Source organism: Priestia sp. SIMBA_032 (genome assembly GCF_046535215.1).
Taxonomy (GTDB): Bacteria; Bacillota; Bacilli; order Bacillales; family Bacillaceae_H; genus Priestia; species Priestia aryabhattai.
Map to the genome: position 1 here is coordinate 89,246 of NZ_JAWRXD010000013.1, position 14,535 is coordinate 103,780.

General features: G+C 33.1%; 15 protein-coding genes. 11 read left to right on the forward strand and 4 right to left on the reverse strand.

Annotated elements, in window-relative coordinates; genetic code table 11:
• Positions 1–135: 135 nt before the first annotated feature.
• On the forward strand, positions 136–1,353 hold the full coding sequence (locus SB717_RS25360) for an MFS transporter (protein WP_207372177.1): 1,218 nt from the start codon (positions 136–138) through the stop codon (positions 1,351–1,353).
• Positions 1,354–1,694: 341 nt separating this feature from the next.
• Here the strand turns inward: SB717_RS25360 and SB717_RS25365 are convergent, their stop codons facing one another.
• Together SB717_RS25365 and SB717_RS25370 are read right to left on the reverse strand one after the other, a co-directional pair.
• Positions 1,695–1,910 (reverse strand): DUF6366 family protein, encoded by a 216-nt coding sequence (locus tag SB717_RS25365; protein WP_207372176.1) that lies wholly within the window; start codon positions 1,908–1,910, stop codon positions 1,695–1,697.
• Between the two features lie 417 nt (positions 1,911–2,327).
• Complete coding sequence (locus tag SB717_RS25370; protein ID WP_410905237.1) at positions 2,328–2,873, reverse strand: cupin domain-containing protein; 546 nt, start codon at positions 2,871–2,873, stop codon at positions 2,328–2,330.
• Positions 2,874–2,994: 121 nt separating this feature from the next.
• On the opposite strand from SB717_RS25370, the gene dsdA reads away from it, so the two are divergent.
• Both dsdA and SB717_RS25380 read left to right on the forward strand, forming a co-directional pair.
• Positions 2,995–4,371: a D-serine ammonia-lyase gene (dsdA, locus tag SB717_RS25375; RefSeq protein ID WP_410905267.1), complete on the forward strand. Its 1,377-nt coding sequence runs from the start codon at positions 2,995–2,997 to the stop codon at positions 4,369–4,371.
• Between the two features lie 25 nt (positions 4,372–4,396).
• Positions 4,397–5,788: an amino acid permease gene (locus SB717_RS25380; RefSeq protein WP_410905239.1), complete on the forward strand. Its 1,392-nt coding sequence runs from the start codon at positions 4,397–4,399 to the stop codon at positions 5,786–5,788.
• A gap of 274 nt (positions 5,789–6,062) precedes the next feature.
• Here the strand turns inward: SB717_RS25380 and SB717_RS25385 are convergent, their stop codons facing one another.
• Both SB717_RS25385 and SB717_RS25390 read right to left on the reverse strand, forming a co-directional pair.
• Positions 6,063–7,073, reverse strand: coding sequence for a HoxN/HupN/NixA family nickel/cobalt transporter (locus SB717_RS25385; protein ID WP_410905241.1), 1,011 nt, complete (start codon positions 7,071–7,073; stop codon positions 6,063–6,065).
• A gap of 35 nt (positions 7,074–7,108) precedes the next feature.
• Complete coding sequence (locus tag SB717_RS25390; protein WP_410905243.1) at positions 7,109–8,053, reverse strand: urea transporter; 945 nt, start codon at positions 8,051–8,053, stop codon at positions 7,109–7,111.
• A 308-nt stretch (positions 8,054–8,361) separates the two neighbouring features.
• Between SB717_RS25390 and SB717_RS25395 the strand changes: the two genes are divergently transcribed.
• The 8 genes from SB717_RS25395 (at position 8,362) to SB717_RS25430 (ending at position 14,276) form a co-directional block, all read left to right on the forward strand.
• Complete coding sequence (locus SB717_RS25395; protein ID WP_410905245.1) at positions 8,362–8,664, forward strand: urease subunit gamma; 303 nt, start codon at positions 8,362–8,364, stop codon at positions 8,662–8,664.
• 20 nt (positions 8,665–8,684) lie between these two features.
• Positions 8,685–9,008, forward strand: a complete 324-nt coding sequence (locus SB717_RS25400) for an urease subunit beta (protein ID WP_410905247.1) — start codon at positions 8,685–8,687, stop codon at positions 9,006–9,008.
• Positions 9,005–10,717, forward strand: a complete 1,713-nt coding sequence (ureC, locus tag SB717_RS25405) for an urease subunit alpha (protein WP_410905249.1) — start codon at positions 9,005–9,007, stop codon at positions 10,715–10,717. The genes SB717_RS25400 and ureC overlap by 4 nt, the downstream gene beginning before the upstream one ends.
• Positions 10,718–10,727: 10 nt before the next feature.
• Positions 10,728–11,180, forward strand: a complete 453-nt coding sequence (gene ureE / locus SB717_RS25410) for an urease accessory protein UreE (RefSeq protein ID WP_410905251.1) — start codon at positions 10,728–10,730, stop codon at positions 11,178–11,180.
• The gene (locus tag SB717_RS25415) at positions 11,173–11,859 is read left to right on the forward strand and encodes an urease accessory protein UreF (protein ID WP_410905253.1); all 687 of its coding nucleotides are present in this window, start codon (positions 11,173–11,175) and stop codon (positions 11,857–11,859) included. The genes ureE and SB717_RS25415 overlap by 8 nt, the downstream gene beginning before the upstream one ends.
• Positions 11,860–11,879: 20 nt before the next feature.
• Complete coding sequence (gene ureG, locus SB717_RS25420; RefSeq protein ID WP_410905255.1) at positions 11,880–12,491, forward strand: urease accessory protein UreG; 612 nt, start codon at positions 11,880–11,882, stop codon at positions 12,489–12,491.
• A gap of 1 nt (position 12,492) precedes the next feature.
• Positions 12,493–13,317: an urease accessory protein UreD gene (locus tag SB717_RS25425; RefSeq protein ID WP_410905257.1), complete on the forward strand. Its 825-nt coding sequence runs from the start codon at positions 12,493–12,495 to the stop codon at positions 13,315–13,317.
• A 350-nt stretch (positions 13,318–13,667) separates the two neighbouring features.
• Positions 13,668–14,276 (forward strand): PadR family transcriptional regulator, encoded by a 609-nt coding sequence (locus tag SB717_RS25430; RefSeq protein WP_410905259.1) that lies wholly within the window; start codon positions 13,668–13,670, stop codon positions 14,274–14,276.
• Positions 14,277–14,535: the final 259 nt, after the last annotated feature.

Here is a 14,535-nt window from a genome sequence, read left to right on the forward strand (position 1 = left end):
CGCCTTTCATATTGATTTTACCAAAATGGTATACTATAATATACAAAATAGTTAATTATAATAAAATTATGATACAGAAAATTTATTATAGTATACCAAAGTTATATCAGTATTTACAATGAGAGGTGTTTTTTTATGAAAGAATCAAAAAAAATTTATACGATATGGAGTATTTTTGCTTTATTTGTTATCTCCATGAACTTACGAGCTTCTATCACATCAGTTTCTCCAGTTTTAAAAAATATTCAGATAGACTTACAGATGTCTAGTATCGTGGTTAGTCTTCTGACTGCTATTCCTGTTTTTTGTATGGGTATTTTTGCTCCTGTTGCTGGAAAGCTTAGTAATCGATGGGGGATAGAATTGACGATTGCATTATCGGTATTATTAATAGGTGTGTCAACAGCATTGCGTTTCTTTTCGAACTTTTCTTTCCTTCTGTTAATGACTGCAGTATTAGCTGGAATTGGTATTGCGATTGCAGGACCGCTTATTTCTGGATTTATTAAAGAACATTTTCCTAAATATTCATCTTCTATGATTGGTGTATATTCAGCTGGAATGGGGGTTGGGGCTTCTTTAAGCGCTGGCTTGGTTGTACCAGCTATGTATTCTTTTCATAATTCTTGGACCGCTGCTTTATCTATTTGGGCGTTATTTGCTGTAATAGGTATAGTAGTATGGATTCCAATTATCAAAAAGTCTAGTTTAAAAGGGAAAAAAGAAGGAAAATCAATCAATACAAAAAATCAGTTGCCTTGGAGCAATCGATATGTTTGGCTTCTTATGATCATGTTTGGACTTCAATCTGGTGTGTATTATTCTCTTGCAACATGGTTAGCTCCAAAAGTACAAGAAATGGGCTTTAGTGCCACATATGCAGCAACAGTAGCTACTGTTTTTTCAATCACACAGATGATTTTTAGCTTTATTATCCCTATTTTAATTAATAATAGTTTGAATAGAAAACCTTGGATTATCCTATGTGCTTTATTTTCCTTTGTTGGTATCATCATGTTAATAACCGGAAATATCTCGCCTATTATTAGTGCGATTCTAATAGGAATTGGTACAGGAGGATTATTCCCATTAGCCATGATTCTGCCTTTAGATGCTACATCTACACCAAGGGATGCAAGTCAATGGAGTGCAATGATTCAATTTGGTGGTTACATTCTCAGTGGAGTCACCCCTATGTTTGTGGGAGCTATAAAAGATATAACAAACACATATAACATTGCATTTTTTGTATTACTATTTATTTTAGCTACACTTATGTTATTAACTTTAAAAGTCAGAACAAAAAAAGTATCTAATCTTCATTTAAATGAGTTTAAAACATCAAATATGTAATGTTTTAATTAACTATCCGTTTTTATAAAAATCAATTTTAAAGCTGCTGGAAAAGAGTCCATTTTGATTAGTCTTTTCTTCAAAATAGATTCTTGTTATTAATCGTAAAATATGGGCTTTTAAGATGTTTCAATCAAAATTCACTTCTAGGCTAGAGCCCTTATTAATCCTTTATCTATCTCAAAAGCTAAGATTTTGAGGCGATTAATAGACAAGTGTTTCTGGGGTGGTAAGAACAGTTTGTAAAAGTATACGTTTGTACTTACCATAATGTAAATTTTAGGTAGTAATTTAAAAGAAGAACATCATATATGATGTTCTTCTTTTAGATTTGATCTATATTACTTTAAAAATATGGATGCAACGATGAAACCTATAATAATCACAAGAATAAGTACACCTAGACCTTTCCAACCTAAGCTACCTGCTAAACCAGAAAGGTTTCCAGCTTCATTTCGATTAAATGCGTCATTAAGATTTCCGGTTGGATTTCTTTTTAACTCTTCTTGTTTTAAGTTCTCTCTTCTTCTTTCAGGTGTTTCTTTACCCTCACTCATTGTCCCACCACCGTTTTCTATAATTCTAACATATTGTGGTAAAACTATAAATTGATGGTTATATCCTGGCAGGATTCTTCAAAATTCTTATATGTAATATACAAGTTTAGTTAACATAAAACATGTTTCCGGAATAAAAAAAGAACCGATTAAAATAAATGGTTCTTTTTTTATTATATATCTCAAGAGAGATTAAATTTCTTTTAACTTTTTGGCTGGCTTTCCTGCCATAATATTATCACTTAGATCATTCTTTATTACAACTGAATCAGCAGCAATAAAGAAAGGGAATTTCTCTTCCTCGGATTCTCCATTAAATAAAAGATATTATTATTTAAAACACAGGGACTTGTAGATTCCCATATTTTTAAATATTTAGCGTGTGTTTATTTTTTCTCTTCCTGCACGAACTAATTATTAAAAAATAGGAGGAGTAACTGAAAATAATATAACCGCATTTTGATTAAATGTGTTCTCCCATTTGTGTCTTAAGTTGGTCGGTATTTTCACACTGTCTCCTTTTTCTAAGATATATTCTTCTTCGTTTAAATATATTTTAATCTTTCCTTCTAAAATCAAAGCAATTTCCTCTCCTTTATGGGCTAAAAGCTTTTCAGAAGAACTAGTATTGGGGGGGACGTTCATAATAACCGTTGCAAGGTTGCCTTTAAAATCTGGAGATAGTAATTCATAAGATAAATTATCAACAATCATTTTCTTTCTTTGAGCTTCCCTCACTACTAAATCGGAGGTATTCGTTTCCTCCAAAAAAAACATAAATGTTGGTATATCAAGGTTTTTAGCTAATACTTTAAGGGTTTGAATAGAAGGATTTGCTAAACCTCGTTCAATTTGACTTAACATAGAAGGAGTAATTTCAGCAAGCTTAGCTAACTCTTTGCTACTTAATCTTTTGGCTTTTCTATATTTCGCAATTTTCTTTCCAATATCTATATTTTCCACAAATTCAACTCCTTAATTAAATATCATTTAATTAATTAAATATAACTTAACAATTTTGAGCGAGTGTGCTAAAGTTAAAATTAAATTATACTTAATTTATTTAATTATAATTCAGAAAAAAATGTACGACAAGCTTCTGAGGAGGACAATACAAGTGGGAAATTATGATCTAGAAACTTTAAAAGTGAATTATCCATTGCTCAATCAGCTTATTTCTGTAGAAGAATTATTTTGGACAAACCCTAATCTTGAAGAGTTTGAGTCTGGCATCACAAAGAGCCCAGTAACAATGGTGGATGTAAGAGATGCAGAAGAAAGGTTAAAGCGCTTTGCTCCATACATTGCTACTGTTTTTCCTGAAACTAAAGAATCCAATGGGATTATAGAATCTCCTTTAATAGGGATCTCCAACATGAAAAAACAACTAGAACAGGAGTACAAGCAAACCATACAAGGGCAACTTCTTTTGAAATGTGATAGTGACCTTCCGATATCGGGTTCAATTAAAGCAAGAGGAGGTATTTACGAAGTTCTAAAGTATGCAGAAACATTAGCTTTTGAGCATGGTTTGTTAAGCCTTGATGACGATTACGCAATATTAGACAGTCATATCTTTCGAGAATTTTTCTCCAAATATTCAATTGTTGTAGGATCTACTGGGAACTTAGGACTTAGTATAGGCATTATGAGTGCAAAATTAGGTTTTCATGTGACTGTTCATATGTCTGCTGATGCAAAACAGTGGAAAAAAGATTTACTTAGAAGTAAGAATGTTAACGTCATTGAGTATGAGGCTGACTACAGTAAAGCCGTAGAAGAAGGAAGAAAACAAGCAGCTGATGACCCTACATGCCATTTTGTAGATGACGAAAATTCACACGATTTATTTTTAGGATATTCGGTGGCAGCTTCTCGACTAAGTAAACAACTGTTGGAATTAAATATCACTGTAGATGAGGAGCACCCTTTATTTGTCTACTTGCCTTGTGGCGTAGGCGGTGGTCCTGGAGGAGTGGCCTTTGGTCTAAAATTAATGTACCAAGATCATGTTCATTGTTTCTTTGCAGAGCCTACCCATTCTCCTTGTATGGTATTAGGCTTAATGACTGGACTTCATGACCAAATTTCAGTACAAGAAATTGGAGTTGACAATAAAACAGATGCAGATGGTCTAGCAGTAGGGAGAGCTTCTCGTTTTGTTGGTAAAGTCATAGAACCTTTTTTAAGTGGAAGTTATACGGTCAGTGATGAACATTTATATAAGTTGTTAAAACAACTTGCTGACACTGAGAATGTTCAATTGGAACCTTCAGCGCTTGCAGGAATGATAGGACCTGTTAAATTACATCAACAAGGAATGAATTACTTAAACAATCACAACCTCATTGAAAAAATAAATAAAGGGACACACATTGTATGGGGCACAGGTGGAAGTATGGTTCCTGATAATATAAAAAAAGACTATTATGATAAAGGAATAAAAGCTTCTCGTATTTAAGAACTTACATCATTGGAGAAAGAGCATGAAAAACTTATTTAAGAAGAAATCTGTTTCTCAATTACTTGAGGAGAATAGAAGTATATCTTTTAAAAAAACACTAGGCGCCTTTGATCTGACTCTTCTTGGAATTGGAGCCACTATAGGCACAGGAGTATTAGTTTTAACAGGTTTAGTGGCAGCTAATGATTCAGGCCCAGCAGTAATTCTCTCTTTTATGTTAGCTGCGATTGTTTGCGGATTTACAGCACTTTGTTACGCCGAATTCACATCAACAATACCTGTTTCAGGAAGCGTTTATACGTATTTATATATTACAATTGGAGAGTTTGCTGCCCATCTTATGGGATGGGTTTTACTGTCGGTATATTTACTTACTACATCTGCTGTTGCCAGTGGTTGGTCAGCTTATTTCAACAACTTCCTAAAAAGCTTTGGCTTTATTTTACCGAAAGAGCTAATCACTATTCCGACAGATGGTGGCTTGTTTAATTTGCCTGCTATTGCTGTTACATTGTTTATTACTTTCATACTCTCGAGAGGAACTAAAGAAAGTAAAAAAGTAAATAACTTTATGGTTATTGTGAAGTTAAGTATCATCGTTCTATTTATTATAGTAGGAATCTTTCATGTACAACCTATGAATTGGACTCCTTTTATGCCCTATGGAATTAGTGGTGTTTTTGCAGGTTCGGCTGCAGTATTCTTTGCCTTTTTAGGTTTTGATGCTTTGGCCACTTCAGCTGAAGAAGTAAAGAATCCTCAACGGAACTTACCAATAGGGATTATTAGTTCTTTAATTGTAGCCACGTTAATCTATATAGTAGTATGCCTTATCATGACAGGAATTGTTCCTTACTATAAACTTGATGTAACGGAAGCAATGGCATACACCTTACATTCTATAGGAGCAGACATAACAGCAAATATAATAGCTATAGGAGCTGTTATCGGCATCACTGCCGTTATTTTTGCAAATATCTATGCTGCAACACGCATTCTTTTTTCTATGAGTCGTGATGGTTTATTACCAAAAGTATTTTCCAAAACAAATAGGAAGACAGGAGCACCTATATTTTCGACATGGTTAATAGGTACTTTAGCTTCCCTTGTAGCAGGTCTTGTTGATTTAACACAACTTTCTAATTTAGCCAATATTGGAGCATTACTTGCTTTTGGAATGATAAGTATAAGTATTATTATTTTTCGTAAAACACACCCAGGTGTGAAACGTGGATTTAGAGTTCCTTTTGTACCTATATTGCCAGCTATATCTTTTGGATCGTGTTTCTTGTTGATTTTTAACCTACCAAACAAAACATGGTTATACTTTTCTTTATGGTTGTTGCTTGGAGTATTAATATATTTCTGTTATTCTTATCGTTACAACCACCTGTCCACAGAGAAAAATAACTAATTTATTGATGGAAATAAAAGATATACATCGTAAATTGAACTAAAATTAATATGTATGGTAGTTACCATAATGTTTTCTCTAGGAACCTAATATGAAAAATTTGGAGTAGGAGGGGTATTGATCTCTGTTTTTGAGACAAGAATCAACACATTCCTTCTAGGTGAAAAATCTATACTATTTATAGAGTGAAAAAGCCCTTTTTAAAAGGGCTTTTTTTCATATTGCTGTCGATAGTATGCTCTATGTTAATATTGTTTAGGGATTTGAAAATAATTTAAATATGTATATTCCATTTCTCTTCAATCTTAAAATACTTCCATATAAAATAGGAAATGCCCCATATAACAATAAACATTACTACAAGAATGTAACCCATATTACCTAAATCTATTTTGTCAAGGTTGTTAAATAGAACACTATGAAAATTAAGTTTTTCACCTACAATTTGTACTAATTCGAGTAAACCGATAAATAAAGCTGCAAAAACCGATATAGTTGTTACTGTCATATTATAATATACCTTACGCACTGGTTTATCGAATGCCCATTTATAACTCGATGTCATAAATACCCCGTCTAGAGTATCCATTAAGCTCATACCAGCAGCAAATAAAATAGGCATAGATAGAATACCTACAAAAGAGAGTGCATGTTGAACAGCACCTGCTGATAAAGTAAGTAAGGCAATTTCACTGGCGGTATCAAATCCTAAGCCAAACAAAAAGCCTATAGGATAAATGTGCCAACTTCGATTGATAAATCTAAATAGAGGTTGAACGAAGCGTGTTAAAAATCCTCTAGAATTTAATAATCTTTCTAATTCTGACTCTTGATAATTTTTTTGTCGCATCTTTTTAAATACACGTATAATATCAACCAATATAATAAGGTTTAGCAGTCCCATTATTACTAAAAAGACTCCTGAAACAAAAGTTCCAATTATCCCGCCAATATCCTGCATTTCTGGTAAATTGGTTTTAACAAATTTAATTGAAATAGCTGTGAAAATAGACAATAATAAAACCACTGTTGAGTGACCTAAAGAAAAGAAAAAACCAACACCACTTGGGTTACTTCTCTGTTCAACTAATTTCCGAACAGTATTATCTATAGCTGCAATATGATCAATATCAAATGCATGTCGCAGCCCTAGTGTATAAGCCAGTATACCCATGCCTAACAAAAATGGATGATGGGGCAGGGCGAAAAATAAGGCACCTAGGCCGATGATATGTAGAAAAATAACTACAAATATATACTTGATCCATCCATACTCTTTCTTCAATTTATCTCATTCCTTACGTAGTTATTTTGAATAAATTATAATCTGGTTAAAGTATTTCTTGCACCAATTATGAGCCAGGAGCTAAGCACAAATGGCATAGTTAATGCGGGAAGGCCATAAGGCATTAACAGTATACTTATACTTGCTGCGAGGGGGACTGTGAGAATGGCTGCCATAATACCTGCCAAAAATTTATACTTTTTTAAGGGTGAATTAGAGACAATACAGACAGCTAATATAGCTAGTATTGCATTATAACCGTAAAGTCCTTTAAGAATTAAAGAGTGTTCAGCTTCTAAAGTATATGCAACGCATAAAGCTACAGCATTTCCTATAATAGCTATAAGACCGTATTTCCAATTGCATAGGAAAACAGAAATAAATAATATAATTCCTGATAGCGTATTATCTAAGAAAAATACCTGCCCAATTCCACTGAAAATTCCTTCTATCCAGTTAATATTTCCAGCTATGTTTAATTTCCAATGAGTTAGATCCTGAGGAACTAACGATGAGCTTAATTTAAAGGCATTCAGCTTATAGGAAGCTAGTAAAGTTAGCCACGTAACAATTATAAATGGAGAAGTAAGCACAGGTATTTGTGTGTTCTTCATAATATGGATCATCATGGCTGTAACAATAGATGCGACTGCTGCTCCCACTAAAGCTATTAACCACCTGTAACTTCCATCTAAAAATAATGCTAATGCAATTCCCGTAAGTACAGAATTGTAACCGAATAATCCTTGATCAATAGATTTTTTATCTGCTCCTCCTATTCTCGCTACTGTGGTTCCTATAATAGAAGAAATTATGGTAATCAGGCCTAATGAATAAGATGAAATCATTATGGCGACTGTTATAAGAGCACCACTTATAGCATTTTCTATAAGAATGACTTGTGAAATACCTCTGAATAGAATTTTTATAAAAGCTAAAACTGGATTATTCGTATATACATCTCCTTTTTTTATAAGCATGTTTTTCTCCTTTCTTTGGAATGAAATGCAAATACTCTTTTTAGTCATAAGGGGGTAAACTAATGTTAATGGTTTGAAAACATATATAAATATTTATATATGTTTTTTATATTATATTAATATTTAAATTAGTTCAATCTGGAAATTTAGATGATTTAATGAATAAATGAAGTTTATTTAGAGGATTTATTATATAGTTCAGATATCTTGACTATATAAATATTTATATATATAATTTCGATGAATTCAGTAAATTTATATTGAGTTCCCTTCCAATAAACAAATCTAATTTTATAGGAGGCTTTTCCATGCAATTATTACCTCGTGAGGTAGATAAATTAATGATTGTAGTAGCAGCTGATTTAGCTAAACGTAGAAAAGAAAGAGGATTGAAGCTGAATCATCCAGAAACAGTAGCTATTATTACATATGAAGTGCTTGAAGGTGCACGCGATGGAAAGACAGTAGCTGAATTAATGGAATTTGGTGCAACAATTTTATCATCAGATGACGTTATGGAGGGAATCCCAGAGATGATTCATGATATTCAGGTAGAAGCCACTTTTCCTGATGGAACTAAGTTAGTAACGATTCATAATCCCATTCGCTAAAAGAAATGGAGGAATTATAAATGATACCTGGAGAATTATTTTTAAAGGAAGAAGAGATTATTTGTAATAAGGGAAGAGAAAAATTTAAAGTCGCTGTAACAAATACAGGGGATCGGCCCATTCAAGTAGGCTCTCATTTTCATTTTTATGAAGTAAATGATGCCCTTCAGTTTAATAGGAAAGATACTTTAGGAAAACGATTAAATATTCCAGCAGGTGCTGCAGTTCGCTTTGAGCCAGGAGATAAAAAAGTAATAGAATTAGTTTACTTTGCTGGTGAACAAAGAGTTTATGGTTTTAATAATAGAGTAGATGGAGCGATAGAAAGAGGAGGGAACTCATGAGTTTTCATATGTCAAGAAAACAATATGCCCAGATGTATGGACCTTCCACAGGTGATTCTATACGTTTGGCTGATACAGATCTATTTATTCAAATTGAGAAGGATTATACCTCTTATGGAGATGAAGTAGTTTTTGGTGGAGGGAAAGTCATACGTGATGGAATGGGACAACATCCTCTTATCACGCGGGGAGAGGGAGCAGCAGATGTAGTTATTACAAATGCTACCATTGTAGACTACACAGGGATTTATAAAGCAGATATTGGAATTATTGATGGGAAAATATCTGGTATTGGTAAGAGTGGAAATCCCTTAGTTATGAATAGTGTAGATATTATTATTGGAGCCTCTACCGAAATTATTGCTGCGGAGGGAATGATTGTAACAGCTGGGGGTATTGACGCCCATGTGCATTTCATAAATCCAGCTCAAGTAGAAACTGCCCTAAGCTCAGGATTAACTACTTTAATTGGTGGTGGTACAGGTCCAAGCGCTGGATCACGAGCTACTACAGTTACTCCTGGGGAATGGAATATTCATAGAATGCTACAAGCAGCAGAAGCATTTCCTATTAATATAGGTTTTACAGGCAAGGGACAGGCAGCTGCTGAAGAACCATTAGCAGAACAGGTTCGCGCAGGCGCAATTGGTTTGAAGGTTCATGAAGATTGGGGAGCAACGGCTTCGGCAATTGACCATGCACTTAAAGTCGCTGATCAATATGATATACAAGTTGCTATTCATGCGGACACATTAAATGAAGGTGGATTTGTAGAGAATACAATGGCTGCAATAAAAAACAGGGTTATTCATATGTATCATACAGAAGGAGCAGGAGGTGGGCATGCTCCGGATTTGATTAAATCTGCAAGCTTCATGAATGTTCTTCCATCGTCGACTAATCCAACTTTACCTTATACCATCAACACTATAGATGAACATCTTGATATGTTAATGGTATGTCATCATTTAAATCCTTCTGTTCCGGAGGATATCGCTTTTGCTGATTCGCGTATTCGTCGGGAAACAATTGCAGCTGAAGATATCCTTCAAGATATGGGTGTATTTAGTATGGTTAGCTCAGATGCTCAAGCAATGGGACGTATTGGGGAAGTTATTTTACGCACTTGGCAGACAGCAGATAAAATGAAAAAACAAAGAGGAACTATGCAGGGAGACTCTGAACTTGCTGATAATAACCGTGTAAAACGATATATCGCTAAGTATACCATTAACCCTGCGATTACCCATGGAATTGCTGATTACGTAGGTTCATTAGAAGTTGGAAAATTTGCTGATATTGTTATTTGGTCTCCTGCATTTTTTGGAGTAAAGCCCGAGATGATTTTAAAAAATGGGATGATTGCTCAAAGTCTAATGGGAGATGCAAATGCTTCAATACCAACACCACAACCTGTTATTTATCGTCCAATGTATGCATCTTATGGAAAAGCTCTGTCTAAAAGCTCTTTTACATTTATTTCGCAAGTGGCTTATGATCGTAAAGTTCATGAACAGCTTGGGTTGGAAAAAGAAACTCTACCTGTGCAAAACATTAGGCAGTTAACCAAAAAAGACATGAAACTTAACAATGAAACTCCTGAAATTGACGTAGATCCTCAAACATATGAGGTGAAAGTAAATGGTCAATTAATTACTTGTGAACCAGTTAGCAAGGTACCAATGGGACAACGATATTTCTTATTTTGAGGTGAATTTATTGATAATTGAAAAAGTGATCACGAATGTAAATGATATGCAAGAGGAGATAAAAAAATACCATATTGAAAAGGTTTATCTTGAGAGTGGAGATCTAGTAAAGCGTATTCAACGGGTTAAAACAGATCATGGTAGAGAAATAGGAATTCGTCTAAATGATTCAAAGGATCTTATGGCTGGAGATATTATATATATGGATGAGAAAAATCTAATTGTTATTGATGTTCTAGCAGATGATTTACTGATTATAAGTCCACGTACTTTAAATGAAATGGGAACAATTGCTCACCAATTAGGAAATCGTCATCTTCCGGCCCAATTTGAAGATAATGAAATGCTTGTTCAGTATGATTATTTAGTAGAGGAACTATTAGAGCAGTTAAATATTCCTTTCAGGCATGAAGAGAGGAAGGTAAAAAAAGCATTCCGTCACATAGGCCATCATCATGATTGATAATATGCTTTCCTTGTTTCAATTATGTGATTCTAATTTTCCTACAGGGGCATTTAGTCATTCCTATGGTCTAGAGACATATATTCAAGAGAATAAAGTTTCTGATAAACATTCTTTTTCAGAGTGGCTAAATATGTATTTAAATGAACAACTTGTTTATTCTGATGGTTTGGCATGCTTATTAACATATCAAGCGTTAGAAAAGAAGGACTTAAATAAGGTTTGGGAGATAGATCGCATAATTACAGTACAAAATCTCCCTCGTGAAACAAGAGAAGGAAATAAACAAATTGGTCGACATATGTTAAAACTTGTAGAGGCTTTATATAATACAGATTTACTCTCACTATATAAAGAGCGTATTAGCAAAAAAATGTCTTTTGGACATCCATCTATCGTTTTTGCCATGGTGGCACATCATCTTGTCGTAGAACAATCAACAGCTGTTTTGTATTATTTATATTCATCTGTTTTAAATCTTGTTCAAAATGCAGTGCGTGCCATTCCTCTGGGGCAAACAGCAGGGCAACAAATTATTCATGAGTTTCAAGAGAAGCTACATGATGCGACTATAAAAATTAAAAACTTAAGTGAAGAAGATTTTGGTATTGTTTCACCTGGTTTAGAATTATCTCAGATGAAGCATGAACGTGTAAATATTCGTATTTTTATGTCTTAATTTAAAAGGAAGTGTTTACTATGGAACCTATTAAAATTGGTGTTGGCGGACCTGTTGGAGCAGGAAAAACCATGCTTATTGAAAAGCTTACTCGTTATTTAAATGAGGAGATTAGTATGGCTGTTATTACAAATGATATTTATACAAAAGAGGATGCGAAAATTTTAATTCAAACTGGCATACTACCTGCTGATCGAATTATAGGGGTAGAAACAGGAGGGTGTCCCCATACAGCAATACGAGAAGATGCTTCCATGAACTTTGCAGCTATTGAGGAGCTGAAGGAAAGGCATGCAGATGTTGAACTCATTTTTGTTGAAAGTGGAGGCGATAATCTGGCTGCCACCTTCAGTCCTGAGCTTGTTGATTTCTCCATTTATATTATTGATGTAGCACAAGGTGAAAAGATTCCAAGAAAAGGAGGACAAGGAATGATTAAATCTGATTTATTTATTATTAATAAAACGGATTTAGCACCTTATGTTGGAGCAAGCTTAGAGGTAATGGAATCTGATACAAAAGTTTTCCGAGGAGAAAAACCATTTATATTTACAAATTTAAAAGACCATACAGGATTAGAGCAAGTAGTTAATTGGATCAAAAAGAATGTTCTATTAAAAGGATTAGTATAACATGCAAGATTGGACAGGCACCTTACTCTTAACAGTTGAGAATAAAAGGGGAAAGACTGTTTCTTCAAACGTATACTTTCAAGGAGCCTTAAAAGTTATGCGACCAATCTATCATGATAACTTTGGAAAAGCATGCTATTATATTTTAAATCCTGGTGGTGGATATTTAGACGGGGATACTTATAAGTTAAATATTACACTAAAGGAGTATGCTCAATTAACATTGACTACCCAATCAGCTACAAAAGTGTATAAAACTCCTCACAAGTTAGCTTATCAAGAAACAGAAATATTTCTCGATAAAGGTAGTCACCTAGAATATATTCCTGATCCTCTTATAGCGTATGAACATGCAAGGTATAAGCAAAAGAATATTATTCATATGGATAAAGAGGCAACTTTAATTTGCTCTGATATTCTTACACCTGGTTGGTCTCCAACTGGAAATCAATTTAGTTATGATCTACTCCAACTTATAACTAAAATATATATGGATAAAGAGTTAATTGTATATGATCATCTGAGGTTAACTCCGAATGATCAAAAACTTGACAATATAGGATCTATGGAAGGATTTTCTCATCTAGGTTCAATGATTGTAGTAGGTCCTAAAACAAACGATGAACTTTTGGATAAATTATACAAAAGTATAAAAGGAAGCTCTGGAGATTATGAAATTGGATTTTCCTCTTTGTCTGTTCCAGGCCTTTCTATACGTATTTTGTCTAATTCCACACAATTAATTGAAGAAATATTAACTAAATGTCATAATATTATCAATTATGAATGGTTTAATACACATGTGAATTTTTTAAGAAAATACTAAAAGTAAAAGCCAGTAATTTTAAAAAATTACTGGCTTTTTTTATGTAAGTTTGAGGGAATTTTATTTTATCATTAAAAGTTTTACCACTAGCATATTTAAACTAAAAACAATTTTTAAAGTTAAAAATCTGCAACTTTTAATTTTAAAAACTTTCAAATCTTAATTATAAGAAGTAAAATAAAAGTTTCACTATTAATAAATAACGTTAAAGATAATCTCATTAATAGTGAAGGCTATTTTAGATTTTAATGTAAGTTTCACCAAAGTTATGAGTAGAATATAACTTAAAAGTTACTTTTATTTACTCTTCAAATAAAAGTATTATGTGATTTATAAAATGAGGTGAGTTTGTGAATACTCTTGGATATGCTATTCTAAGCACACTCGCTAGTGACTCCTGCTCTGGTTATGAATTAGTTAATCATCTGGAAGTCATGTGGCCGGCAAAGCATAGTCAAGTTTATCCATTATTAAAAATAATGGAAAATAAAAAATTGGTTACTTCTAAAAGTGTTGAACAAGTGGGTAAACCGGATAAAAAAATATATTCGATTACAGAAAAGGGAAAAAAGGAATTGGAAGAATGGTTAATAACTACCTCTTCTAATCCAGTGGTTCGTGATGAGTTTCTTATTAAAATGTATTCAATTTGGTTAGTAGACCAAAAACAAGCAAAAGATTTAGTACAAAAACGAGTAGAATATCTAGCTCAAAAGTTAGAAAATGAGCTAGAAAAAGTAGTGGTTTTTGAAATGAATGCAGAACAAAAACAATGGAATATAAAGTCGAAAACTTTTAGAAGATACATTTTAAGTAAAAGAGAAATCAAGTTGTATGAAGATGAAATTGGTTGGTGTAAATGGATAATGAGTTTCATTAATAAGACAAATAATAAACACTTTGTGCTAGGAATTGCAGGAGTTAAATTAATAAATCAATTACTGTTAGGAATAATTTAAGTTAAGTTTTTCTAATGTAAGGTAAATTTTATTAATTAATAAGAATTAATTTGCTTGATATTAGAGACGGTTATTTAGATCAACTCATCACAAACTGGTGGTTTGAATGTATAGATCAAATTTATAAGAATAAATAACTAGAAAAACTTTATCAAGAAGCTACCTCTGTATATGTGAACTGCACCCCAATTGTTAGACAAAGAAACTCTAATGATTGGGGTGCTTTTATGTCAAGACATACATTTGAAGATAAGTTGAA